The following is a 23,861-nucleotide window of genomic DNA, read 5'->3' as shown; positions in this document are numbered from 1 at the left end:
ATTGTAAAAGGTAGGTGAAGAGGATGTTACTATATGACAAAGTACAGCGAGAAATCGAACGGCAAACTACTGCACTTCGCACGATGCAACATGAAGATGGGACTTGGAGGTTTTGTTTTGAAGGTTCACCTTTAACGGACTGTCATATGATCTTATTACTACGAATGCTAGGGAAAGATGAAGAAATAGAACCATTTGTTGCTCGAATTGCATCCCTCCAAACAAATGAAGGAACATGGAAGTTATATGAAGATGAAACAGCCGGGAATTTGTCAACGTCGATTCAGGCTTATGCAGCGTTACTTGCATCAAAAAAGTATACAAAAGAGGATGCAAATATGAAGCGAGCCGAAGCATTTATTCGTCATCAGGGCGGAGTTACTCGTGCGCATTTTATGACAAAGTTTATGTTAGCTGTCCACGGAAAATACGAGTATCCGCCGTTGTTCCATTTTCCCACACCAATCTTCTTTTTGCCAGATGATTCACAGTTGAGCATCTATGAGTTAAGTAGTTCAGCACGTATTCACCTTGTTCCCATGATAATGTGTATGAATAAACGTTTTTCTGTTTCAAAAAGTGTGCTTCCAAATCTGGACAATATAGTAGGAGAAAGTACAACGCAGTGGTTCCGAGAAGAACGATCTCCCCCGTTGCAAACAATACTGGATGATGTAAAAAAAAATCTATTGTATCCGCTTTCGTTACATCATAAAGGGTATAATGAGGCGGAGCGTTTTATGATAGAACGAATCGAGAAAAATGGAACGCTTTACAGTTATGCAAGTGCAACGTTCTATATGATTTATGCACTGCTTGCACTTGGACATTCCGCTGCGTCACCTATTATTTCAAATGCAGTATTAGGGCTGAAGTCTTATGTATGGAACATGGAGGCAGGAGCACATCTGCAAAATTCTCCATCTACCGTATGGGATACAGCGCTACTGAGCTATGCATTGCAAGAAGCTAATGTACCACGTAATGATCGAGTAATTCAAAAGGCAACAGATTATTTGCTGCAAAAGCAACATACAGAGCAGAAAGATTGGAGCGTGCATGCCCCATCTCTTGTGGCGGGTGGTTGGGGATTTTCAGATACGAATACGACGATACCAGATATTGATGATACAACAGCGGTACTTAGAGCGTTGGCACAGAGTGCGAAAGGAAATCATAAGGCGGAACAAGCATGGAAGAAAGGGATACAATGGGTGAGCGGTTTACAAAATAGTGATGGTGGCTGGGGAGCATTTGAAAAAGGGGTAACGAGTCGAATTCTTACCCATTTGCCTCTTGATAACGTCGGGGACATGATTACTGATCCGTCCACACCAGATATAACCGGTAGAGTATTAGAGTTTTTTGGGACATATGCACCGCATGCGCTTAAAAAGGAACAAAAAGATCGAGCTGTTAAATGGCTGTTGCAGAAGCAAGAGAAGGATGGATCATGGTACGGAAAATGGGGAGTATGCTACATATATGGGACTTGGGCGGCGGTAACGGGTTTACGTGCTGCTCATGTACCATCTAATCATCCAGCCTTAAAAAGAGCTGTTACATGGTTAGAAGCGATTCAACATCGTGATGGTGGATGGGGGGAATCATGCCGAAGTAGTGAGGAGAAACGATTTATTTCGTTACCTTTTAGTACGCCGGCACAAACGGCATGGGCTCTTGATGCACTTATTTCTTTTCATGATACAGAAACACCAGTCATTCGAAAAGGTATTTCGTATTTGTTGGCACACTCTTCTCAGAATCAAAATTATCCAACTGGTACGGGCTTGGCGGGTGGATTTTATATTCGTTATCATAGTTACCATCGTTTATTTCCATTGCTTACATTTGCACATTATATGAAAAAATATAACATGAAATAAACCGAGAGAATCTCTCGGTTTATTTCATGTTCATGGGTAGTAGGACCCAATTGTCAAATGATAAGGAACAAAAAAGCACCTTATTTTTGTTTTGCTTGGTGTTTTTGACGTGCATCGGCGGCATCTGCACGTGCATTTGCTTCTAAATCATTTTGATCAGCGAGTTCACGAGAAAACTCAACATCAATGCCATCAGAAGTTTTGTTTTGTTGTATACTTTTTTTATTCATTCGACACAATCTCCTTGTGTTATGTTGCGTTGCAACTTTAGTTTTACACAAATAGACCATTTTATACAAAAAAGGAGTTAAAAGGGGAAAAGACGAAATATATATAGTAAGTTAGAAAAATAGGGGGGAGAATGATGGAGTTTTTAAAAGGGAAAACAGCTGTCGTAACAGGAGCTGCACAAGGGATAGGAAAAGAAATTGCTTGTACATTTGCAAAATTAGGGGCGAAGGTTCTAATTAGTGATGTGAACGAGGAGAAATTAAGGGAAACGACAAATGAATTTTTAGAACAAGGATATGAAGTTAGCTTATATGCTTGTGATGTGAGTAATCAAAATGAAGCAAAATCGCTAATTGAATATGCTGTACAAACGTTTGGTAAATTACATATTTTAGTTAATAACGCTGGCATTACAAGAGATGCGATGTTACATAAGATGGAGAAAGCGGCATGGGAACAAGTGTTACAAGTGAATTTGACAGGCGTGTTTTATTGTATGCAACCAGCACTTCTTTATATGAGACAACAACAATACGGCCGCATTATTAATATTTCTTCGATCAGCTGGCAAGGAAATATTGGACAAGCGAATTATGCGGCAACGAAAGCAGGGGTTATTGGTTTAACAAAAACAGCGGCAAAAGAAGTAGGTACATTTGGTATAACGTGTAATGCGATTTGTCCAGGCTTTATGGATACAAATATGACAAAGACGATACCAGATAAAGTGAAGGAAAAGATGATCGGGGCAATTCCAGTAGGTAGAATTGGAACGCCACAAGATATTGCAAACGCCGCAGCCTTTTTTGCATCAGAGCATGCTTCTTACATTACAGGAGAGGTTCTGAATGTTAGCGGAGGATTGCAAGTGTAAGAGGAGTAAACAATCATAAAGTGGCGCTCGTATTAAAAAGAAAGAAATAGTTCCACATGTAGTCAACTACCCACTACGCACTTGAAGGTGGGGACTTCTTTCGGGAAGTACGTTAAAATGCTGTGGAATAGTATGCGGATAAAGATAATTAGTTTTCTATAAAAACACTTTCAATACATAATAAAGAGAGCCTGACCAATTTTGGTCAGGCTCTCTCATTTAGTTTAGGTTAACCCAAACACTTTTTACTTCTGTATAGTTATTTAATGCATAGGAACCCATTTCACGTCCAAGACCAGATTGCTTAAAGCCTCCAAATGGAGATGCTGCATCAAAGACGTTATAACAGTTAACCCACACTGTGCCAGCACGAACTTTACTTGCAACGTAGTGTGCATTTTTTACATTTTCTGTCCATACACCAGCAGCTAAGCCAAATGAAGATTTATTTGCACGCTCAATGACTTCATCAATATCATTAAACGGTAATGCAGAAATGACTGGGCCGAAAATTTCTTCTTTCGCAATTGTCATTTCGTCATTTACATCTGCAAATATCGTTGGTGAAACAAAGTACCCTTGCTCATAAGGCTTGTTTCCACCAACAAGTACTTCTGCACCTTCTTCAATGCCTTTTTCAATATAGCCCATAACACGGTTTTGTTGCTCTTGTGATACAAGCGGTCCAATCGTTGTTTCTGGATCTAAGCCCGCGCCTTGTGTTAATTTCTTTGAATACAGAACAAGGTCAGCCATGACATTATCATACATTTTCTTTGGAATAAATAAGCGTGAGCCCGCGCAGCATACTTGTCCTTGGTTAAACATAACACCAGAAAGTGCTGCTGGAATAGCACGTGATAAATCAGCATCTGGTAAGATGATGTTTGGTGATTTACCACCGAGCTCTAATGTAACGCGTTTTAATGATTCAGAAGCTTGTTTCATAATTAGTTTCCCGACTGGAGTGGAACCTGTAAATGCAATTTTATCGACGAGAGGATGATTCACAAGAGCTTGTCCAGCTGATTCACCGTATCCAGGTACGATATTGACAACGCCTTTCGGGAAGCCAGCTTCTTCAAATAATTCAGCCAAGTATAGAGCTGAGAGTGGTGTTTGCTCTGCTGGTTTTAAGACGATTGTACATCCAGTTGCAAGAGCAGCTCCCATTTTCCACATTGCCATTAATAGTGGGAAGTTCCATGGAATGATTTGACCGACAACACCAACTGCTTCATGGCGTGTGTAGTTAAAGTATTCTCCGGAGACTGGGATTGTTTGACCAACAATTTTTGTTGCCCATCCAGCGTAATAACGCATATGCTCAATTGCAAGAGGAACATCTGCTGCTAGCGTTTCACGGATTGGTTTACCGTTATCCAATGTTTCAAGTTGTGCCAATTCTTCTTTATGTTCTTCCATTAAGTCTGCGAGCTTGTACATCAGACGGCTGCGCTCTGCAGTGCTCATTCGTGACCATGGACCTTCATCGAATGCTTGTCTTGCAGCTACGACTGCTTTATGAATATCTTCGCGACCGGCTTCTGAAACGATAGCTAATGTTTCACCAGTTGCTGGATTAGGCGTTTTAAACGTTTTACCAGAAGCGCTTTCAACGAACGCTCCGTTTATATATAATTTCTTCGTTCCTTGTAAGAATTTCTCTACTTTTTCATGAAGATTCACAGCTAGTTGACTCATTGTATAACCCCCTTGAAAATATATTGTAAACGCAGTATATAACAGCGTTTATTCCTGAAATAGGAGCTGTAAAGAAACTACTAGGTGAAAGACCTCTAATTTGAATCATAATCAATAAAGACTGAAAATTCAAATTTCATTTGCGTTACAATTGTTAAAATTATGTAATATACAGGTAGCTTCTTCATCCTAGTAAAAATTCCTGCACCTTTTTCTTTTCAAGTAGGAAAAACTAGAAAAACAATGGTACAATTATACCTCGTGAGAGGAGGAGGAAAATGAAGGATTATCATGATGATCCGCGCTTTCGAATTGCCCATAGAGAAGCTTGGATTGGTCTTGGACTTGCTGTCATTAATTTTATGATATGGTATGGCTTTGCTTATGGGCTTGGAAGTAAAGATCCAAAGGAATATACATATGTATTAGGCTTTCCAGCGTGGTTTTTTTATAGTTGTATAGTCGGTTTTATTGTAATGGTTATACTTCTTGTTGTTGTTATACATTTTGTATTTCAAGATATTTCGCTCGATGAGGAAGAAAAAAGTGAGGAATGATAGATGAACTGGTATGTAATAATCCCAATGATAATTTCTTTTATCATTGTATTTTTAATAGGTGTATATGCATCAAAACGCGTGCAAGCAACCGCCCATAATAAATTTTTACAAGAATACTTTCTTGGTGGACGTGAACTTGGCGGTTTATTATTAGCGATGACAATGATTGCGACATATGGTAGTGCAAGTAGCTTTATTGGGGGCCCGGGTATTGCCTATAATATGGGACTTGGCTGGGTGCTATTATCGGCAATCCAAGTTGTAACAGGTTACATTGTATTAACAGTGATAGGTAAAAAGTTTGCCATTATCGCAAGAAAGATGGAAGCTATCACATTAATCGATTATCTGAAAGGACGATATAATCATAAGGGTGTTGTGATTCTTTCCGCATTATGTATTATTATCTTTTTATTTTCAGCAACTGTTGCCCAGTGGGTTGGCGGTGGAAGGTTAATCGAATCGTTAACAGGTCTTTCGTATACAACGTCTTTATTTCTTTTTACATTTTCTGTACTTGTTTACGTGTTAATTGGTGGTTTTCGTGCGGTTGCCTTATCTGATACCTTACTTGGCATTATTATGTTAGTTGGTACAACAATCATTTTAATTGCTACGATCGTTGCTGGTGGCGGCATTGAAAAGATTATGCAAGAACTTGTTCAAATAAATCCAAATTTAATTACACCGTTTGGAGCCGATGGTAGCTTAACGAAAACGTATGTCACATCGTTTTGGATTTTAATAGGTGTAGGTGTGGTCGGTTTACCGCAAATTAGTGTCCGGGCGATGTCATATAAAAACTCAAAAGCAATGCATCAAGCATTAATTATAGGGACGGTTGTTGTTGGTACAATAATGATTGGAATGCATTTAACAGGTGTATTTGCTCGCGTTGTGCTTCCTGGTGTAACTGTTCCAGACAAAGTGATGCCGCTCTTAGCAATGAAAGTATTACCGCCTTGGCTTGCAGGGATCTTTTTAGCTGCTCCTATGGCAGCAATTATGTCAACAGTAAACTCACTCTTGTTACTTGTGAGTTCTTCAATCATAAAGGACATATATGTGAACTATGTCAATGAAAATGCGGCGGCTACGGTGGTGAAAAAAGGGAGTTTATGGATTACTGCCATCGTTGGTTTACTTGTCTATGCCGCGGCGATTAAACCGCCAGATTTCTTAATCTGGTTAAACTTATTTTCTTTTGGTGGTTTAGAAGCGGCCTTTATCTGGCCGATTGTTTTAGGGTTATACTGGAAGAGGGGGAATGCAGTTGGTGCGATTGCCTCCATAATTGTTGGAGTAGGTTCTTATATAATTGTTCATCTCTTTCTCCCAAATCCATTTGGAATCCATACGGTTGTTTTTCCAATCTGTTTTGCTTTCATTGCCTATGTAATTGGTAGTGTGTTAACGGCAAAAAAGTAGTAGCATAAAGAGAAATTTTTATAAATAAAAAGGTAAGCACATATGAGTTGTGTTTACCTTTTTGTATATTTTGTTGTAACAAAAAGGTCTGAAATCAATAATGTTACGAATTATTTTTGATACAGTGTTTTGTTACAGGCATATGCAAAAAAATCTTAGTAAGTTTGTTTTAGGTTTGCCTAACGCTGTCGCTTGTTATTGAAACCATCGATAAATCTTCCATATAAGGAGCATGAAAATCATGTATCCGAAAAAAGAATAAGAATGATGCCATGCTTCGCTATGAGTGAACCATCCTAAGTTTTCAGCAAATTGTTCGGATACACTTGCACAAAGTCCAATCAAAACGATAAACAGGATTCTTGAAAATGCAGACAACGTTTTTGCGATTCGTAAAAAGAGCGCAGTAAAGATTGGCAATATCAATAATGTAAAAGCGACATTGATTGTAAATATATCTGGGAATGGTCTTACTGGGAAGGTATACATTTGTTTACTGACAAATAGTAAGTCTAAATACGTTCCAATGAAATAAGAGAAAATGATGGTGACTACAAATGCCAGATGATTACTCTTCTGTTTCTTCTTCTCTGAGAAGGACATTTTTTTTTGCCAGAATTGCAAGTTCAATTTTTTCAAGTGTTTTGCAATATTCATCATTAATCTTTCCATTTGTATTTTCTCCCTTATCGATTAAATAGTCCACGATATGCCAGTCTTCAAACCAGTCTCCGCTTTCCGCTTCTTCATGATTAAGATCTTTCCATGCATATATTAATCGCGGACTGTATAAACGATCCGTACCTTTTCTTAATTGACATTTTTTTGTCCGACGTTTATAAAATTCACGAGAAAATGATTCATTTATATCAGAAAACAAATGGGGCCAGTAGTCTTTTCGCGAACCAGTATGTGGATGGTCATGAGCCCAATTTACTACTTTTGATAAGATATTCTCATTGCGAAACAACAGTGAGTATAATCGCTTACCCAACAAAATCCGCTCATGCAGGGAGGTGAAATGTGTCATTGTATCGCCAAATAATAATATTTTTTGTTTAGTCTTATCTTCATAGAATGGAAAAAGGATATGATTAAAACGAAAAAAGTCAAAAAATTTGAATCCAACACTATTTAGTACGGTCCTTTTAAAATGTGCATTTTGAATAACCCTTTTTTCTAAATAGCTTTGTTCATTAATAATAGTCGCAATGGCTAATGTATAGTGATTGCTTGTTCTCCAAAAATGGTTCCACATCGTTTCCATAAACGTTGATACATTGAAAAGTGGTAGAAGATGAAACAGTCCTTTGGATTTTTTAACACTTTGTTCATACACTAAAAATTGTGGGTACACATCCTGGAAGATTAACCAGTTTCCTCGTTCTAGAAAAGAAAAGAAGGTGAGTTGATCTTTTTCTGACAATAGTCTTGTATATAACTCGCCTTTTAAATCCGTCATATTCCAACCACCGTTACGAGATACCATGTGTCCAAGTAGGGCCCAGTGTATTTCTGGGCATCGGAGGTAAAACTGATAATAAGCACGTGTTCTCGTCACATTATTTTTGTTGAGTTGTCTTGTTCGTTCTTTAATTTCATGGATTAGTATTGTCTCTTCTTCCGTTAATTTACATGTTTTAATAGAAGTCTGTTTGTTTTTACTTTTTTTCTTTAATTCATCTTTTACATCTAAAAGAGAATACGGGCTCACTTTGGAACCCCCATTCCATTTCCTTTTCTGATCGTTGTGGTGCATCCCTTTTCCTCCCGTTAACATGAATTTAAAAAAGATGAGTAGGTTATTGCAGTAAGTATCAGATAGTCGATTTTTTCGATTTATTTAGTAGAAATCAATCTCTTAACTATATAAATCCAAATTAAAAAACCGACATAAAACCCTTCTTTTTAGGTGGGAGAGAGCATCCGGTCATGCATAGAAGCGGTCAGATCCTTTTCCTGCCCCATGCCAAGTGAAAACAAAGAGAGAAAACGAGTGCAGGTCACCTTTTGTTATCCATAGCCGCGGCTATATGTCGAAAAATCAAAATGGATTTATATAGCAAGAATTTTTAAAAGTAGTTTAATAGAACAGTTATCATCATTTTATTACGAACGCTATGAATAAATGAGGTCTTTCTATTTTTTTTGAAAGTATCTCGGACGTACCCATATATTATTTAATAAACGATATGTAAATATGCTGTAAAACAGAAAAGTCGAAATTCCTTAACGTGGGAAAATCGGCTTTTTTTATGGTGAAAATTGTCTTATTGTAAAATGTACCCTTTGTAAAGGACATTAAAAAAAAGCCTAGGCAGCTTGAAGAAGATGATCTCTGTATTGCACAGGAGTCATCTTTTTTAAATTCCATTGATATCTGTAATAATTGTAGTAGATCATATATTGTTTAATTTCTTTTTTTAATTCATCTAGAGTTGTACATGCTTGAATAGAAGCTTCATCTTTAAGATGGCCAAAGAAAGATTCTTGGGGAGCGTTATCCCAACAGTTTCCTCTTCTTGACATGGATTGTTGTAATCCTAGTTTCTTAACTGCTTTTTGAAAATTAGGGTGCGTATACTGAATTCCCTGATCTGAGTGAATCAAGGCATCTTTGGCTTTCTGAAAGTTTTTGTTCCTTTTTAACTTTAGAAGAGTATCTGTAGCTAATTTTACAGTCATACGTTCTGATATATGATGGGCTGAAATTTCACCAGTTGAACCATCTTTAATGACTGATAAGTAGGCTTTCTGACCTTTTCCATAAAATAAATATGTGATATCTGTTAGGAGGACTTTACCAGGGATTCCTTGCTTAAATTGGCGATTCAATAGGTTTGGCACAACTCGATGTTCTTTTGTAGCTTTCCTAATTCGTCTATAAGGATTTGCCTTTCTAATTGGGCATATAATGTCGTATTTCTTCATGATTCGTCGTATACGTTTCAAATTGTAGACAACCTGAAATTGACCCGCCAAAGTCATTTTGATTTGGCGAGCCCCTTTCTTACGACCTTTGAAATGGAAGGCTTTTAGGATGAGCCCTTTTACTACCTCATCCTTTTCATCTTTTTGATGTCTTCGTTCCTGTGATTTCACAGAGAAATAGTTATAATAACCGCTTCTTGAGACACCGGCTATTCCACATAGGTATTTCACCATATGTTTGAGTTGATATGTTTCTATCACTGAACGAATCAGGATATATTTTTGGCTAGAAAGAAGGACTACTTTTTTAGCCCCCTTTCTATCAAACGAATCTTTTTTAACAGTTCATTTTCTGCCTTTAGTAAGTTAATTTGAGCTTCTAAGCGAGCGTTTTTCTCCTCTAGAGTCAGTTCTCTTTCTCTAGAACGCTTTGAATTTCCAAATCTAGTGTCACGTAGGCCGCTAATCCCATTTTCATTGTAAGCCTTTTTCCATCTTTTACTCGCTGCCTTAATTCTATCCATTCCTAAGATTTCTACATCAAACCCACATTCTTCAAAGATTTGTCTTGGAAACTTGCCTTTCTCTTTTTCCTCAATACATATACGCTTAAATTTATCCGTATATGTGATACTTTTTGAACTGACAGATTTAACATATTGATTAGATGATAACAGCTTAATTTCTTTCTCTGTAAAAACCTTTTTACTCATAAATTTCCCCAGTCTTTATGTTTTTCTTAATTATATACAAAAACCCTATAGGGAGACTTTTTTAGTGTCTACTCTATAGGGTACATTTTAAGATCTGAAGGGACTTTTCATTCACACAATCAGTGTTATCGGAAGCTGTAATGAGTATGTCGTTGATTTATGATGCGAATTTCCGTGCTGAAGGGTTTGGATTACTATTGTTTTTATGGAAAACCTTTTGAAAAACATACCCATCTAAACCGATACGTCCGGCATTATATCCGGCTACTAAAATGAGTATGGATAACAGCATCATATTTGGATTTGTGCTGACAGTTCCACTTAATAAGAAAGCGGCATTCATGGCAATTCCGAAAAATGCAGCTGTTTTTGTTAACCCACCTAGAAGAAGTCCAAGTCCAACTAAAATTTCTCCCCATTGTACAAGGAAACTAAATAAATCGGCATTTGGAAGCGCGAAATTTTGTAGGAAATCAGCCCACCAGCCTTGTACAGCTGGATGATCTCCGCCAGCTTTTGCAATTGCTCCTTTTAAAAATCCGCTTGCATCAAATGATTGCCCCAAAAGCTTACCTATACCGGCAGATAACCATGTATATCCTAAATATAAACGAAGCGGTAACAGGATAAATAGTGCTCTTTTATCATTGCGTAAAAAATCAATAAACATAATAAATCCCTCCTAATGCAATATAAAATGTATGTACAAGTTTATTATGTATTTTTGTGAAGCGAATCACAATGAACAAAATTTGAACAAATGATGTAAAGATACAATTTATATAAAGGATTCATCGTTTGTTCAAAAAGTGTTGGTGTGATGAAGTGAAACGCTTATCGGTGGAGGTATTATTGTTACGGTAGCACGGGGGAAAATATGTACCTTTTTATTCTGCATACTTTTGTTCCTTCATATAGTAATAACAATTGAGGGGATGGAGTTGAAGGCCATGAAAAAAATTCTTTTTTTAGGGGATCCCGGTATTGATGATTCTTTAGCAATTATGTATGGCTTGTTGCATCCTGAAATTGAAATTGTTGGTATTGTCACTGGATACGGAAATGTGAAGCAAGAGAAAGCAACGAGTAACGCTGCTTATTTGCTGCAACTCGCTGGTAGAGAAGACATTTCGATTATTAACGGAGCTAAAATGCCGTTATCTGGTGAATTTACAACGTACTATCCTGAAATTCATGGACCAGAAGGATTGGGACCGATTCGCCCGCCAAAAACAATTCGCCCAAATATTAAACCATTTTGTGAAATCTTTGATATTATTAATCGTTATAAAAATGAAATTATTCTTGTTGATGCAGGGAGATTGACAAGTTTAGCAACAGCATTTATTTTGGAGAAAGATGTAATGAAAAATGTAAAAGAATATTATAGTATGGGCGGGGCCTTTCTTGTTCCAGGAAATGTTACTCCTGTAGCAGAGGCAAATTTTCATGGTGATGCAATTGCTGCGAATTTAGTGATGCAACATGCAAAGAATTTGACACTGATTCCACTTAATGTAACAAATGAGGCGATTATTATCCCGGAAACTGTAAAGTATATTGCAAAACATTCGAAAACACAATTTAATAAGCTAATTGAACCAATTTTTAAATATTATTATAAAGCATATCAGAAAATGAACCCGAAAATATCAGGCAGTCCAATTCATGATGTTGTAACGATGATGGCTGTTGTAGATTCTTCTTTTATTGAGTATGTATATCGTAGGGTTGATATAGATTTGGAAGGAAGCGCCGAAGGAGAAAGTATTGCTGATTTTCGTCCCCAACCTGATGCAAAAGCGTTGCAGAAGTGGGTGAGAATTGGCTGGAGTTTAAATTATAAAAAATTTCTTGAAAATTTCGTTCGAATTATGACATAGACATAATAGGAGATTGCAAGTTACAATGGTGGAGACGATTCTTTAGGAAATCGTCTCTATTGTTTTGCCTGTAATTTTATATATAAATAGATTAAAAGATAAATATTGGGAGAGAAAATTCACTTGAAGAAAGTTATAGTATGTGCTGGAATCATTAGTGTATTCATATTGCTTATATCGGGTAACTTTTTAGTGGAAAAAGTTTGGAGTTCAAATAACGATGATGCTCAATATATTGCTTCGTTTGTTGAAGAACATAAAGATGAAAAAAACAGTGCCCTACTTATAAAACGAAATGATAAAGTTGTTTATTCTGTGAATCCGGATGTTGTATTACCTGTCGCAAGTACGATGAAATTAATTGTCGCATTAGAATTTACGAAACAGGTTGTAGATGGGAGAATTGATCCGAATACCATTGTATCTATTGATGATGTGAATCGCTATTATATTCCGAATACAGATGGTGGTGCACAGGATCGTTGGCAAAGATATTTAATAAGAACAGAGAAAATGGATGAAAATACAGTTTCTTTAGAAGAAGTTGCTAAAGGTATGGTGAAATTTAGTTCAAATGCGAATACTGAATATTTAATGGATCGACTTGGGTTAGATCATATTAATCAAAATTTACAAAATCTATCATTGCCTTCACATCAACCTTTATTTCCTATCGTTTCTTCTTTATATATTCCAGGATATTTGCATAAAGAATTACATGTTCCGAAATATAAACTGGAAAAGAAGTTAAAAGAAATGTCTCCAGAAGAATATCGTGGCTATGCAGTACTGATACATGAGCGTTTGAAGGAAAAAGGACCATTATTACAAAAAGAAATTCCTTTGTTTTTAGAAGAAAAATATGAAAAAATCTGGTCGGATAAATTGCCAGCTGCTTCAGCCAATGATTATATGGTACTACTTGAAAAAGCGAATCATAAAAAAGGTCTTACAAAAGAAGAAGAACAAGAGTGGGCAAGTCTTGTTGAAACAGACATGAAAGCAAAAAAGTATCGCAAATCGTTCCGTCATGCAGGGCAAAAAAATGGCTATACACCGTGGACGTTAGCAAAAGCAGTGTATGCAACGGATAAACCTGGAAATTGTACAGAAATTGTATTTTTAGCAAATAACTTAGAAGAAGATGATAGTGCAGAGTTACGCAAGCACTTACGTAACTTGCATTTTCAAGTGTTGCAGAGCGAAAAATATAAAGCAACTGTTATTAAATAAAACCGATGCGTCCAGCATCGGTTTTATTTTTGTATAAGCACCTTTTCGTAATCGTTGGGTATGATGATTAATAATATGTGGGCGAAAGGGGACAAGGGAATGCAAAGGGGAAAGGAAGAATTTTTGCAGAGTGAAGGTGTGGAATTTCCAGGAAAGACATACGCAAATTGTATTTTGCAGCATGTCTTTCAATTTCAGCGAGACTATTTATTACAGGATATGTTTATGGTACATCGTACTCATATCATTATGCTTGTTGAAGAAAAATTAATGAAGCAACAGGATGCGAAAGTTATTTTAACAGCATTAGAGAAGGTTGCACAAATTCCAGAAAATCAATTACTGTATGAGCCTGAGCATGAAGATCTTTTTTTCTTAATTGAACATTTGATGCAAAAAGAAGCTAATGAAGATTTTGTAAGCAATATGCATATTGGTAGGAGCCGAAATGACATGGGAGTAGCCATGTATCGCATGAGTTTACGACGTTTTCTATTACGCTTTATGGAGCATTTTATGTTATTGCAAGAAAGTATGTTGGACACTGCAGCGGAACATATGGAAACAATCATGCCCGCCTACACACACACGCAGCCTGCACAGCCAACAACATTTGGTCATTATATTTTGGCTGTTTACGATACGATGCAGCGTGATTTAGAGAGAGTATGGAAGGCCTATCATATTGTCAACCGTTCTCCGCTAGGGGCGGCGGCACTTTCTACAACAAGCTTTCCTATTAATAGACAGCGTGTTGCGAATTTGCTTGGTTTTTCAAATGTTATTGAAAATTCATATGACGCGATTGCCAGTGCGGATTATTTACTAGAGACGAGTGCGGCACTCATGATTACGATGACGAATAGTAGTAGGTGGCTTCATGATTTCTTATTATTAGCAACAAAAGAATATAGCGGTATTACCGTTGCAAATCCTTACGTACAAATCAGTAGTATTATGCCGCAAAAGAGAAATCCAGTTTCTATTGAACATGCCCGTGCTCTCACCAGCAGATCGTTTGGAGAAGCTTTTGCTGTATTTCAAATGATTCATAATACACCGTTTGGGGATATAGTTGATACCGAAGACGACTTGCAACCACTTTTATATGAAGGTTTTGAAAAAGCAATCCGTGTTTTTTGTATCATGAATGCAGTCGTCCGGACGATGAAAGTTGAAACAGAAACACTAAGAAGTCGTTCTTCCAAACATGCGATTACGATTACGGATTTTGCTGATACATTAACAAAGCAGTACGATATTCCATTTCGTCTTGCTCATCATGCTGCAGGTGATATAGCAAAAATGTCTGCACAGCAGGAAAAAGAGTTACATGAACTGGATTTAAAAGATGTAAATATGTATTTGCAAGCAAAATTTCATATGGTACTCACTGAAAAAGAATGGAGTAACATTATTTCACCAGAAGCCTTTGTTGAAAAACGAACTGTATATGGAGGGCCAAGTAAGAAAGAAATGAAGCGTATGATTCAAAAGAGGAAAGAACAGTTTGTGAAATCGGAAGCTGAATTTGAAAGGGAAAAAAGGCAAGTTGTAGAAGCTGAAAAAGAGGTGATGGATACAGTTATGAATATTATGAAATCGTAAAAGAAGGGATTTAGGGAGTAATCACTAATACTTCATTATAGAATCAGTGTTGTTATTATTATATAAATACAAATTAAAAACCCGACATAAAACCCTTCTTTTTAGGTGGGAGAGAGCATCCGGCCATGCATAGAAGCGGTCAGATCCTCTTCCTGCCTCATGCCAAGTGAACACAAAGAGAGAAAACGAGTGCAGGTCACCTTTTGTTATCCATAGCCGTGGCTTATATGTCGAAAAATAAAAATGGATTTATATAGAACCGATGAAATAAAAGGCTCGCGTGTATGCGAGCCTTTTTGTATATGCATATAAAACTATTTTTCATCAATTCGAATGACGCCGCCTTGTTCGAAATCCTCTGTTTCTAATAAATGGATTACTGCTTTTGCGACATACTCAGGAGAGAGTAATTTTCCTTCTTCTTTTAGAGCAATAAAGCGATCTAAGTGAATGAAATCTTCTTTTTCTGTTTGACGAATTTATTGCTGCATGCCTGTGTCCACTACGCCTGGTGCGAATGCAATCGTTTTGACAGGGTATTCTTTTCCGGCTTCTTCGGTCGCCACACATTGTGTAAACATGTTCACGCCAGCTTTCGTTGTGCAATAAGCCCCCCAACCAAAGTAAGGTTTTTGGCCAGCTCCTGACGAAATGTTAATGACACGTTTTTCTACTTGCCAATCTTTCGTATGTTTCATAAACGAAGATGTGAGAATCATAGGTGCGATTAAATTGACATTTACGTTTGAAATCAAAAGATCACTCTCTGATTTTTCAATAGGTTTCATTGGTGCCAGCATGCCAGCATTATTAATTAAATGGATAGAGGAGACCGTTTCTTTTTCTATTGATGAGAAGACGGTTTCCATGTGATTTTCAAGGTTATGTACGTCCTGGAGGTCAAATGAGTGAAAATCTAAAGGAATATCTAGCTGCTGTGCTTTCTCAATGAGTTGTTCATTTTGTTTTCTGGAAATACAAATCAATCTTGTATGTTCCTCTAATAAACCTATAGCGATTGCTTCTCCTAATCCTTGTGAAGTACCTGTTAAAATGACATAGCGCATTTCTATTTAACTCCTCTCATATTGAATGAAACAAATTGTGTGGACAATGTATCTTGTCTTTGTTGTCTACATGCTATAGTATAGGGCATTGTTTTATAGAAATGGAATAAAAATAGTACAAATGTATTAGGGGGTGTTCTGCATTGTTATTCATAGTGCTTCCTGAGGAAGAAAATCCCTACTGATCAAAGTTTCACTATATGGGCACAAAAATTCTCATTGCACATAGAATGCAAAGGGAAGTTTATTTCGTGGAGGGGATCCTTTTGTACAATGTACACCCATATTACTATAATTACTTAACGAGGGGACCGGAAGGAACGTATCAAGAAGTGTTACAAGCAATTTTAAAAGCGGTTCAAGGAGAAGCTACTGCAATAGAATTTTATGCGCGTTTAGCTAATGAAGCACCGAACGCAAAACATAAGCAAGCAGTTTTACATGCACTAGAAGATGAGAAAATACATTTACAGCTCTTTACACAATTATATAGTACATTAACAGGACAACAACCGACGTATCAAATAGTCCCGGTGCAGTATGCTTCTTATAAAGAAGGGTTAGAGCGTGCGTATGAGGATGAATTAGAAGCCTATGAAGAATACCGAAATGCTTTTTTATTAACGCAAAATCAAACGATTCGAGATGTATTCTTGAGAGCTTTTACAGATGAAATCGAGCATGCCATGCGGTTTGGATTTTTACAATCTTCATTATCATAAAGTGAAAAACTAGGCAAGATTGTCTAGTTTTTTTTCGTGATATAATAAGTCGGGGTGATGAAGAAATGATACATACAATGGGATTATATAATGAACCTTTTCAATCCATTCAATCCGGTAAAAAGATATTTGAAGTACGTTTATATGATGAAAAACGTCGGAAAATACAAAGTGACGATGAGATTGAATTTACAAATTTAGTAACGAAAGAAACGCTCTGTGTGAAAGTAACTGAGTTAAAATGTTATCCAACCTTTCAAAAGATGTATGAAGACATTGATAAAGAGTTGTTAGACTGTACAAACTCGGAAATGGAAGAAATGCTCGAAAGTACATATGAAATATATACGAAAGAACAAGAACAGCAGTGGGGAACGGTTGCGATTGGAATCGAAGTCATATCATGATGCGGGATCGTGGCTCAGCTATTATTGTGCAAGGAAATAAAATCGCTCTTATAAAACGTGTTCGAAACAAGGAAGTATATTTTGTTTTTCCTGGTGGAGGAATAGAAGAACATGAAACGCCGGAAGAAGCGACGATTCGAGAAGTGTATGAAGAATTGGGGATTCATGTAGAAGTTGAAAAGCTTTTGGCCAAGTATGAATACGAAGGTACACAGTACTTTTATAAGGTACATATAACGAGTGGTATATTTGGTACAGGAAAAGGTGAAGAATTTAAAAAGGTTGAAAGTGGACAATATATTCCGGTTTGGGTCCCTATAAAAGACATGTTAAACATAGATATAAAGCCATATGAAGTAAGCGAAATTATATTTCAATGTTACAAAGATGTGAAGTCCGACAACATACAATAAAAACCATTGACACAGCCTTCTGATTTCAGTATTGTATTCAAGTATGTGTTCAAAATCAGGAGGTTTTTATGAGTAATCAAACTACGCATCATGTGAAAATGACAACAGCAGATCCATCTGGAATTGGTCTATTTGGATTAGCAATGGTAACGCTTGTAGCATCATCACAAAAGTTAGGTTTAACAGACGGTGTTTCATTTATACTACCATGGGCAATCTTTTTAGGAGGATTTGCACAACTCTTTGCATGTATTCATGATGCAAAGCATAACAATACATTTGGTACAACAGCATTTGGTGCGTATGGTCTATTTTGGCTAGGCGTTGGTACATCATGGTTAATTCAGTTTGGTGTATTCGGAGAAAAACTAGCACAGGCTGCAGATCCGAAACAACTTGGTGTAGCCTTTATCGGATATCTTATCTTTACACTCTTCATGACAATTGGAGCAATGGAAACACATAAAGTATTATTTATGATTTTTGTACTTATTGATTTCTTATTTATCGGTCTTTCATTTAGTACTTTAGGTGTTATGCCACATGCCATGCACAATTTAGCGGCGTATTCTGAACTATGTATCTCACTATTATCTTTTTATGGTTCAGGAGCAGCTGTGTTAAATACACACTTTGGAAAAGTTGTATTACCAGTAGGAAAGCCGTTTGGTATTTTTAAAAAATAAGACAAAAAAGCACGAATGACAATAACGTCAATTCGTGCTTTTTTTATAATTTGGTCAAAAATGGATTCAAAAAAACAATTGATTATGATTCTCATTATTATTATAATGAGAATCATAATCAATAACAAAGGGGAATGTCAATATGGCCAAAATTTTAATTGCGTTTGCGAGTATGTCAGGAAATACAGAAAGTATTGCTGATTTAATTAAAGTGAGTTTGGATGCATTTGATCACGAAGTGGAATTGAAAGAAATGGAAGGTATGGATGCTGAAGAACTATTAGCATATGATGGCATCATTCTTGGATCTTATACGTGGGGAGATGGTGAATTACCTTTTGAAGCGGAAGATTTCCATGATGATTTAGAAAGCGTAGATTTGGCAGGGAAAAAAGTGGCTGTTTTTGGTTCTGGTGATACAGCTTATGAACAATTTTGTGAAGCCGTAACAATTTTTGAAGAACGTCTTGTGGAATGTGGGGCAGAGCTTGTACAAGAAGGATTGAAAATCGAGTTATCTCCAGAAGAGGAGGAAGATATCGAAAAGTGTAGTAACTTCGCAATCGCATTTGCTGAAAAGTTCTAGGAATGGGAGTGTCATCGTGGAGACATTGTTAAGTGCAACTGCTGTAACGACATTAGAAGATGGAAAGTTAATTTTAGCTACTACATATGATGGTCTCTTTGTCCAAGAGAACGGAGAATGGAAACAAATTTTAAATGGATTTCAAAAACGAATCCGGGATTTACATAGTGATGGAGATATGATTTACGGAGTAGGAGACGAAGGGATTTTTATTCGTAGTATGAATGGTGGTGAAAACTGGACCATTCAGCGCTTTCCAACAAAAGCAACTAGCTGGAGCGTGTGCAGTGATACGAAAGGTACGGTTATCGCTCACGGTGATAAAACGTTATATCTTTCTAACAACTTTGGTTCTACATGGGAAACAGTTCTTCCATTCCAGTGTTATGGCTCCGGTGCACCATCTATTCGCTCGTTATTTTTATACAAACATCTTTTGTTTATTGGTACAAAGATACATGCTAAATACGGTGGCATTTGGCTTTTTGACCTTCAAAGTTGTAAACTAAAAAGAATTAAGGCAGCAAGCAACCAAATGATTTCTGCTTTGACACTGCACAACTCCTATCTCGTAGCTGCGAGTGGCTCATGCCGAGGAAAGAGCGGTAGTATTTCATTTTGCGTCATAGATGAAATTATTAAACATAAAAAGCTGAACTGGCACATATGTCAAAGTGAACAGAACGAAAGTAGCTATTTAGACTTAAGTGTCGACCAACAAGTGCTATATACAACTTCAACACAAAATAAAGCTGGAATCAGCACAATTTGCCGCGTGTGTTTAGAAGAGGGAACCATGACAGCGTGTGGATCCATAAAAGGGCATGGTTGGCGAATTGTGAATCGAAATGAAGGCTATGTTGTTGCTGGATCAGGAGAATCAAAAGTGATGTAGTGGAAGAATGTTATTTGAGCCTTGCAAAAAAATAACAACTTCCGCTTTACTTTTATTATATTGATATGCTATAGTGATTATAAACCATTTTACTTTTAATAATATAGAGATTTAAATGAGCTGTAACTTCAGAAGAGGATAGCAATGTTAAATCTCCTCTGCGGTTGCAGTTTTTTAATGTTTTTGTTATTCTTGTAAAGTGGTTGAAAATGAATATGTACATATAGGTACATTGTAGGAGGATTTTTTCATGCAAAACGGTAAAGTAAAATGGTTTAACTCAGAAAAAGGTTTCGGTTTCATCGAAGTTGAAGGCGGAGAAGACGTATTCGTTCATTTCTCAGCTATCCAAGGCGACGGATTCAAATCTTTAGAAGAAGGTCAAGAAGTTACTTTCGAAGTAGAACAAGGTAACCGTGGACCACAAGCTACTAACGTAGTTAAGAAGTAATTAAACAAAAAGAGAAGGGCTTACCCTTCTCTTTTTTTTGCGTTCTTTTTGTTTTGGATCCTCATTTTATCCCGCATTAACGGGCAGTAATACCCCCACCTCAAAGTTCAGCAAAAAGCAAAGAAATTAGGTGGGGGATAAACTGCCCGTAAAAGCCCGATTCGTTCAACTAATGATCAGTGGGGGATGAAGAAAACCCCCACTGATCAAAGTTTCACCCATACTACAACTGCGTTTTCTCCTGCCCGTAAAAGCCCAATTGGTGAGGGCTAATGATCAGTGGGGGATGAGGAAAACCCCTATTGATCAAAGTTTCACTTCATGCGTAGTGTAACAATGTATGTAATTTTTGAAGCCTATAATAGCTGAATTGCAAACAAGACCATTTTTTATTACATAGTAGAGATTAGGGATATAATAGTAAGAAGAGATAAGGAAGAGGTAAGTAATATGTATGAACCAAAGTATTATATTGTATTTGATATTGAACGGAATTTTAGACCTTACCAATCGCATGCTCCAACGGAAATTGTTGATATTGGAGCTATTAAGATTGAAGCAGGAACAATGAGTATCATCGAAGTTTTCTCTTCACTTGTTAAACCAACTGCATCTCTATCCCGTCATACAACAAAATTAACGGGAATTACAAAGCAGGATTTAAAAGGTGTAGAAAAATTCCCTTATGTAATGGAGCGATTCCGTGAGTTTGTTGGAGAAGATTATATGCTTGTAACATGGGGGAGAGAGGATTATGGATTTTTAACACAAGATTGTAAATTCCATAATGTAGAATGTCCTTGTCTTGAGAAAGAAAGAAGGTTTGATTTACAAGGATTTGTACTTCAGGCGTATACAGAGGTTTTTCAAAGTCATCCGAGCTTGATGTCTGCAGTGACACAGTTTGATTTAGAATGGGAAGGAACACAGCATCGTGCCTTCGCAGATGCAAAGAATACTGCAAATCTCTTTCTTACAGTCGCGAAGCAAAAGGATATCCGCAAGCGATATAAGCGAAATATAGAACTCGTACTTGTAAACAATGGTTCTTTAACTGATAAGGGAAAAAAGAAAATGAAGAGATGGGTATTTAAAGAGCTAAAGAAAAACGGAGGTATGCAATTGACCTGGGAGACGTTTCTAAATAGTGGGACATGGGAGAATGTCTCAGATCAATACGATTTCGATAATACGACTATGCAGTTATTACAAGGTTATTTCAAAACTGCTTTGAAGAAAGCTAAGCAGCAACTGCAGATATTAGCTGCAATGAATAATGAATAATAGGAAATAACAATGAAGGCATTATGAAGTTAACATAGTCTCTTTTAGAATAGAAAACTACAGACTGAGAGAAACTCCTTAGGAAGATACAGGTGTTTTTATATATAAATACAAATTAAAAAACCCACATAAACCTCTTCTTTTTAGGTGGGAGAGAGCATCCGGTCATGCATAGAAGCGGTCAGATCCTTTTCCTGCCCCATGCGAAGTGAAAACAAAGAGAGAAAACGAGTGCAGGTCACCTTTTGTTATCCATAGCTACGGCTTATATGTCGAAAAATTAAAATGGATTTATCCCGCATTAACGGGCAGTAAGACCCCCACCTCAAGATTCAGAGAGAAGCAAGGAAGATAGGTGGGGAATAACTGCCCGTAAAAGCCCGATTGGTTCAACTAACCATCAGTGGGAGATGAAGAAAACCCCCACTGATGGAAGTTTCACTTTATATAGCCCCTGCTTTTCTTATATATCAAGTAGTCAAGTAATATTGTTATTGATTACCTTAGTTATTTATTCTGATCCCCCTCTATATCCATGCCACTTCTATGTTTTAGAGAGGATTGAATCAAGAAGTTACTTGAAGTAGATCGAGATAGCCAACAAGGGCAGTTAAGAAATAATAGAACGAAAAGAGAAGGGCTTGCTCTTCTCTTTTTTATAAATTGTTGGGATTAAGAATTTCTATGGAATATTACAGTAAGTATTCATACCCTGCAATTCATTAGGCTTCAGAAATTCAATTGAAATGTTGAGAAATGACTTGGTCCCGAAGAAGTTTGAACAATGGGCGTTTTTTATGGTTTTAAGCGGTGGTTTATCCCGCTATTTGCTTCCTACCTCAAAGTTCGGTAGAGGTAAAGAAGTTAGGTGTGGGATAAACTGCCCACTCATCAAATTTTCACTTTATTGCATTTTAAGGTTTTAAAATAATATCTACTAAAAACCCTATGAATTGAACCAAGTTATAAAAATATATATTGGTCTAGGTTACATATGTAAGTGATGAATCATAGAATGTGAGGTGAGGCTATTGTAAGATCACGAAATACTTATTAAGGAGCTATAAAATGAAAACGTACTTTAACAAAAGAAGAATAAGTAGAAGAGACTTGGCGGAATATAAGCTCATTGGAGATGGGAAGGATGGAGAAGTATATCAATTAACCCATGATACATGTGTGAAAATGTTTTTCCTGGAAGAAACTCAAAAAAAAGAGTTGAAAGCTCTGGTAATTGGACAATCATCACCTATTATTCCACGACTTTATGAATATGGAGAAAATTATATTGTCATGGAGTATATACATGGAATTTCACTTGCACGTCACTTGAAAAGAGAAAAACAGATCACAGAAGAATTAACTGAAAAGATATTAACAATGTTGGATGAATTAAAAAAGATTGGATTTACCAGATGGGACACGGAAGTAAGACACGTGTTAATAAATGAAGAAGGTCAGTTAAAAGTCATTGATCATAAAAGAGCTTTTACCTCAAATAGTAAGACTCCTACTAAGTTATTAAAAGGGTTTGAAAAATTTGGACTGTCACAAGATTTTTTGAACTGTGTGAAGAATATACGTTCTTCTGTTTACAAGACATGGGCGAAACATAGATAAAAAACCGGAGTATTTTGCGCATAACGTTTTTAAATATTGAAGCCCCCACTTTGTTTTTTAATCATTCCCTTCTAGAATTCATCATATATAAATACAAATTAAAAAACGACATAAAACCCTTCTTTTTAGGTGGGAGAGAGCATCCGGCCATGCATAGAAGCGGTCAGATCCTTTTCCTGCCCCAGACATAGAGAAAACAAAGAGAGAAAACGAGTGCAGGTCACCTTTTGTTATCCATAGCCGCGGCTATATGTCGAAAAATCAAAATGGATTTATATAGAGGCAGAAATAAACATGCAAATCTCAATAGACTATAAGCCTGTATTAAAGATTGATTAGTAGTAGTGATCAGTCTTTAATACAGGCTTATTTTATTCCGCTATTTGCGGGCAGTAATCCCCCTACATTAAAGTGGGGAAGGGAGCAAAGAAGTTATATAAATACAAATTGAAAAACCGACATAAAATCCTTCTTTTTAGGTGGGAGAGAGCATCCGGCCATGCATAGAAGCGGTCAGATCCTTTTCCTGCCCCATGCCAAAAGAAAACAAAGAGAGAAAACGAGTGCAGGTCACCTTTTGTTATCCATAGCCGCGGCTATATGTCGAAAAATCAAAATGGATTTATATAGGTGGGGGATAGACTGGCAGGATCATTAAAAGATGACAAACGATCAAGCA

Annotated in this window: 22 protein-coding genes and 1 pseudogene; 16 read left to right on the top strand and 7 right to left on the bottom strand. The window is 36.8% G+C overall.

Features of this window, described 5'->3' with window-relative positions:
* Positions 1-23: 23 nt before the first annotated feature.
* Positions 24-1,886, top strand: coding sequence for a squalene--hopene cyclase (gene shc / locus QRE67_RS16070; RefSeq protein WP_286121173.1), 1,863 nt, complete (start codon positions 24-26; stop codon positions 1,884-1,886).
* 80 nt (positions 1,887-1,966) lie between these two features.
* On the opposite strand, the gene QRE67_RS16065 is transcribed toward shc, so the two are convergent.
* Entirely contained in the window at positions 1,967-2,116 is a 150-nt protein-coding gene (locus QRE67_RS16065) for a YfhD family protein (protein WP_286121172.1), read from the bottom strand.
* A gap of 134 nt (positions 2,117-2,250) precedes the next feature.
* Here QRE67_RS16065 and fabG point away from each other — a divergent pair, with 134 nt between their 5' ends.
* Positions 2,251-2,991 carry a 3-oxoacyl-ACP reductase FabG gene (gene fabG / locus QRE67_RS16060; RefSeq protein WP_286125301.1) on the top strand — a complete coding sequence of 247 codons (741 nt, stop codon included), beginning with the start codon at positions 2,251-2,253 and terminating at the stop codon, positions 2,989-2,991.
* A gap of 219 nt (positions 2,992-3,210) precedes the next feature.
* Here fabG and QRE67_RS16055 read toward each other — a convergent pair whose 3' ends face one another.
* The gene (locus QRE67_RS16055) at positions 3,211-4,695 is read right to left on the bottom strand and encodes an aldehyde dehydrogenase family protein (RefSeq protein ID WP_286121171.1); all 1,485 of its coding nucleotides are present in this window, start codon (positions 4,693-4,695) and stop codon (positions 3,211-3,213) included.
* A 278-nt stretch (positions 4,696-4,973) separates the two neighbouring features.
* Between QRE67_RS16055 and QRE67_RS16050 the strand changes: the two genes are divergently transcribed.
* Both QRE67_RS16050 and panF read left to right on the top strand, forming a co-directional pair.
* A complete protein-coding gene (locus QRE67_RS16050) occupies positions 4,974-5,252 on the top strand; it encodes a YhdT family protein (RefSeq protein ID WP_286121170.1) in 279 nt (92 codons plus the stop codon).
* A gap of 3 nt (positions 5,253-5,255) precedes the next feature.
* Positions 5,256-6,683 carry a sodium/pantothenate symporter gene (panF, locus tag QRE67_RS16045; RefSeq protein ID WP_286121169.1) on the top strand — a complete coding sequence of 476 codons (1,428 nt, stop codon included), beginning with the start codon at positions 5,256-5,258 and terminating at the stop codon, positions 6,681-6,683.
* A 195-nt stretch (positions 6,684-6,878) separates the two neighbouring features.
* Here the strand turns inward: panF and QRE67_RS16040 are convergent, their stop codons facing one another.
* The 4 genes from QRE67_RS16040 to QRE67_RS16025 form a co-directional block, all read right to left on the bottom strand.
* Complete coding sequence (locus QRE67_RS16040) at positions 6,879-7,286, bottom strand: CBO0543 family protein (protein WP_286121168.1); 408 nt, start codon at positions 7,284-7,286, stop codon at positions 6,879-6,881.
* Positions 7,252-8,442 (bottom strand): DUF2515 family protein, encoded by a 1,191-nt coding sequence (locus QRE67_RS16035; RefSeq protein WP_286121167.1) that lies wholly within the window; start codon positions 8,440-8,442, stop codon positions 7,252-7,254. The genes QRE67_RS16040 and QRE67_RS16035 overlap by 35 nt, the downstream gene beginning before the upstream one ends.
* 554 nt (positions 8,443-8,996) lie before the next feature.
* Positions 8,997-10,327 (bottom strand): IS3 family transposase gene (locus QRE67_RS16030; protein WP_286121165.1). Its coding sequence is split into 2 segments (ribosomal slippage): positions 8,997-9,955 and positions 9,955-10,327, totalling 1,332 coding nucleotides; the frame shifts between segments, so codons are not numbered across the junction.
* A 157-nt stretch (positions 10,328-10,484) separates the two neighbouring features.
* Positions 10,485-10,997 carry a DoxX family membrane protein gene (locus QRE67_RS16025; RefSeq protein ID WP_286121164.1) on the bottom strand — a complete coding sequence of 171 codons (513 nt, stop codon included), beginning with the start codon at positions 10,995-10,997 and terminating at the stop codon, positions 10,485-10,487.
* Between the two features lie 265 nt (positions 10,998-11,262).
* On the opposite strand from QRE67_RS16025, the gene QRE67_RS16020 reads away from it, so the two are divergent.
* From QRE67_RS16020 to argH, 3 genes are all read left to right on the top strand, one after another.
* Complete coding sequence (locus tag QRE67_RS16020; RefSeq protein WP_353507041.1) at positions 11,263-12,210, top strand: nucleoside hydrolase; 948 nt, start codon at positions 11,263-11,265, stop codon at positions 12,208-12,210.
* Positions 12,211-12,333: 123 nt separating this feature from the next.
* Positions 12,334-13,443 carry a serine hydrolase gene (locus tag QRE67_RS16015; RefSeq protein ID WP_286121162.1) on the top strand — a complete coding sequence of 370 codons (1,110 nt, stop codon included), beginning with the start codon at positions 12,334-12,336 and terminating at the stop codon, positions 13,441-13,443.
* Between the two features lie 99 nt (positions 13,444-13,542).
* On the top strand, positions 13,543-15,051 hold the full coding sequence (gene argH / locus QRE67_RS16010; RefSeq protein ID WP_286121161.1) for an argininosuccinate lyase: 1,509 nt from the start codon (positions 13,543-13,545) through the stop codon (positions 15,049-15,051).
* A gap of 314 nt (positions 15,052-15,365) precedes the next feature.
* Here the strand turns inward: argH and QRE67_RS16005 are convergent.
* Positions 15,366-16,118 (bottom strand): annotated as a pseudogene (locus QRE67_RS16005) ((S)-benzoin forming benzil reductase).
* Between the two features lie 266 nt (positions 16,119-16,384).
* On the opposite strand from QRE67_RS16005, the gene QRE67_RS16000 reads away from it, so the two are divergent.
* From QRE67_RS16000 to QRE67_RS15960, 9 genes are all read left to right on the top strand, one after another.
* Complete coding sequence (locus QRE67_RS16000; RefSeq protein ID WP_286121160.1) at positions 16,385-16,840, top strand: ferritin family protein; 456 nt, start codon at positions 16,385-16,387, stop codon at positions 16,838-16,840.
* Between the two features lie 65 nt (positions 16,841-16,905).
* On the top strand, positions 16,906-17,247 hold the full coding sequence (locus QRE67_RS15995) for an ASCH domain-containing protein (RefSeq protein ID WP_286121159.1): 342 nt from the start codon (positions 16,906-16,908) through the stop codon (positions 17,245-17,247).
* Entirely contained in the window at positions 17,244-17,660 is a 417-nt protein-coding gene (locus QRE67_RS15990; RefSeq protein ID WP_286121158.1) for an NUDIX hydrolase, read from the top strand. The genes QRE67_RS15995 and QRE67_RS15990 overlap by 4 nt, the downstream gene beginning before the upstream one ends.
* Before the next feature lie 68 nt (positions 17,661-17,728).
* A complete protein-coding gene (locus tag QRE67_RS15985) occupies positions 17,729-18,346 on the top strand; it encodes an acetate uptake transporter (protein ID WP_286121157.1) in 618 nt (205 codons plus the stop codon).
* Positions 18,347-18,488: 142 nt separating this feature from the next.
* On the top strand, positions 18,489-18,932 hold the full coding sequence (locus tag QRE67_RS15980; RefSeq protein ID WP_286121156.1) for a flavodoxin: 444 nt from the start codon (positions 18,489-18,491) through the stop codon (positions 18,930-18,932).
* Positions 18,933-18,948: 16 nt separating this feature from the next.
* Positions 18,949-19,827, top strand: a complete 879-nt coding sequence (locus QRE67_RS15975) for a WD40/YVTN/BNR-like repeat-containing protein (protein ID WP_286121155.1) — start codon at positions 18,949-18,951, stop codon at positions 19,825-19,827.
* Positions 19,828-20,077: 250 nt separating this feature from the next.
* Positions 20,078-20,278 carry a cold shock-like protein CspB gene (cspB, locus tag QRE67_RS15970; RefSeq protein WP_286121153.1) on the top strand — a complete coding sequence of 67 codons (201 nt, stop codon included), beginning with the start codon at positions 20,078-20,080 and terminating at the stop codon, positions 20,276-20,278.
* Between the two features lie 450 nt (positions 20,279-20,728).
* Positions 20,729-21,562 carry an exonuclease gene (locus QRE67_RS15965; RefSeq protein ID WP_286121152.1) on the top strand — a complete coding sequence of 278 codons (834 nt, stop codon included), beginning with the start codon at positions 20,729-20,731 and terminating at the stop codon, positions 21,560-21,562.
* Between the two features lie 1,068 nt (positions 21,563-22,630).
* Positions 22,631-23,182, top strand: coding sequence for an AarF/UbiB family protein (locus QRE67_RS15960; protein WP_286121151.1), 552 nt, complete (start codon positions 22,631-22,633; stop codon positions 23,180-23,182).
* The last annotated feature ends 679 nt before the right edge of the window (positions 23,183-23,861 follow it).

This window comes from Bacillus sp. DX3.1, from assembly GCF_030292155.1.
Classification (GTDB): Bacteria; Bacillota; Bacilli; order Bacillales; family Bacillaceae_G; genus Bacillus_A.
The sequence above is the reverse complement of the archived record's forward strand: the minus strand, read 5'-3'. Positions and strand labels throughout refer to the sequence as shown.

Bases quoted from the DNA above. Each gene is read 5' to 3' on its own strand.
- panF (WP_286121169.1), top strand. From the start codon at position 5,256: ATGAACTGGTATGTAATAATCCCAATGATAATTTCTTTTATCATTGTA.
- QRE67_RS15980 (WP_286121156.1), top strand. From the start codon at position 18,489: ATGGCCAAAATTTTAATTGCGTTTGCGAGTATGTCAGGAAATACAGAA.
- QRE67_RS16050 (WP_286121170.1), top strand. From the start codon at position 4,974: ATGAAGGATTATCATGATGATCCGCGCTTTCGAATTGCCCATAGAGAA.
- QRE67_RS15960 (WP_286121151.1), top strand. From the start codon at position 22,631: ATGAAAACGTACTTTAACAAAAGAAGAATAAGTAGAAGAGACTTGGCG.
- cspB (WP_286121153.1), top strand. From the start codon at position 20,078: ATGCAAAACGGTAAAGTAAAATGGTTTAACTCAGAAAAAGGTTTCGGT.
- shc (WP_286121173.1), top strand. From the start codon at position 24: ATGTTACTATATGACAAAGTACAGCGAGAAATCGAACGGCAAACTACT.
- QRE67_RS16040 (WP_286121168.1), bottom strand. From the start codon at position 7,286: ATGTCCTTCTCAGAGAAGAAGAAACAGAAGAGTAATCATCTGGCATTT.
- QRE67_RS15965 (WP_286121152.1), top strand. From the start codon at position 20,729: ATGTATGAACCAAAGTATTATATTGTATTTGATATTGAACGGAATTTT.
- QRE67_RS16065 (WP_286121172.1), bottom strand. From the start codon at position 2,116: ATGAATAAAAAAAGTATACAACAAAACAAAACTTCTGATGGCATTGAT.
- QRE67_RS15985 (WP_286121157.1), top strand. From the start codon at position 17,729: ATGAGTAATCAAACTACGCATCATGTGAAAATGACAACAGCAGATCCA.
- fabG (WP_286125301.1), top strand. From the start codon at position 2,251: ATGGAGTTTTTAAAAGGGAAAACAGCTGTCGTAACAGGAGCTGCACAA.
- QRE67_RS16025 (WP_286121164.1), bottom strand. From the start codon at position 10,997: ATGTTTATTGATTTTTTACGCAATGATAAAAGAGCACTATTTATCCTG.
- QRE67_RS16020 (WP_353507041.1), top strand. From the start codon at position 11,263: ATGGAGTTGAAGGCCATGAAAAAAATTCTTTTTTTAGGGGATCCCGGT.
- QRE67_RS15990 (WP_286121158.1), top strand. From the start codon at position 17,244: ATGATGCGGGATCGTGGCTCAGCTATTATTGTGCAAGGAAATAAAATC.
- QRE67_RS15995 (WP_286121159.1), top strand. From the start codon at position 16,906: ATGATACATACAATGGGATTATATAATGAACCTTTTCAATCCATTCAA.
- QRE67_RS16055 (WP_286121171.1), bottom strand. From the start codon at position 4,695: ATGAGTCAACTAGCTGTGAATCTTCATGAAAAAGTAGAGAAATTCTTA.
- argH (WP_286121161.1), top strand. From the start codon at position 13,543: ATGCAAAGGGGAAAGGAAGAATTTTTGCAGAGTGAAGGTGTGGAATTT.
- QRE67_RS16035 (WP_286121167.1), bottom strand. From the start codon at position 8,442: ATGCACCACAACGATCAGAAAAGGAAATGGAATGGGGGTTCCAAAGTG.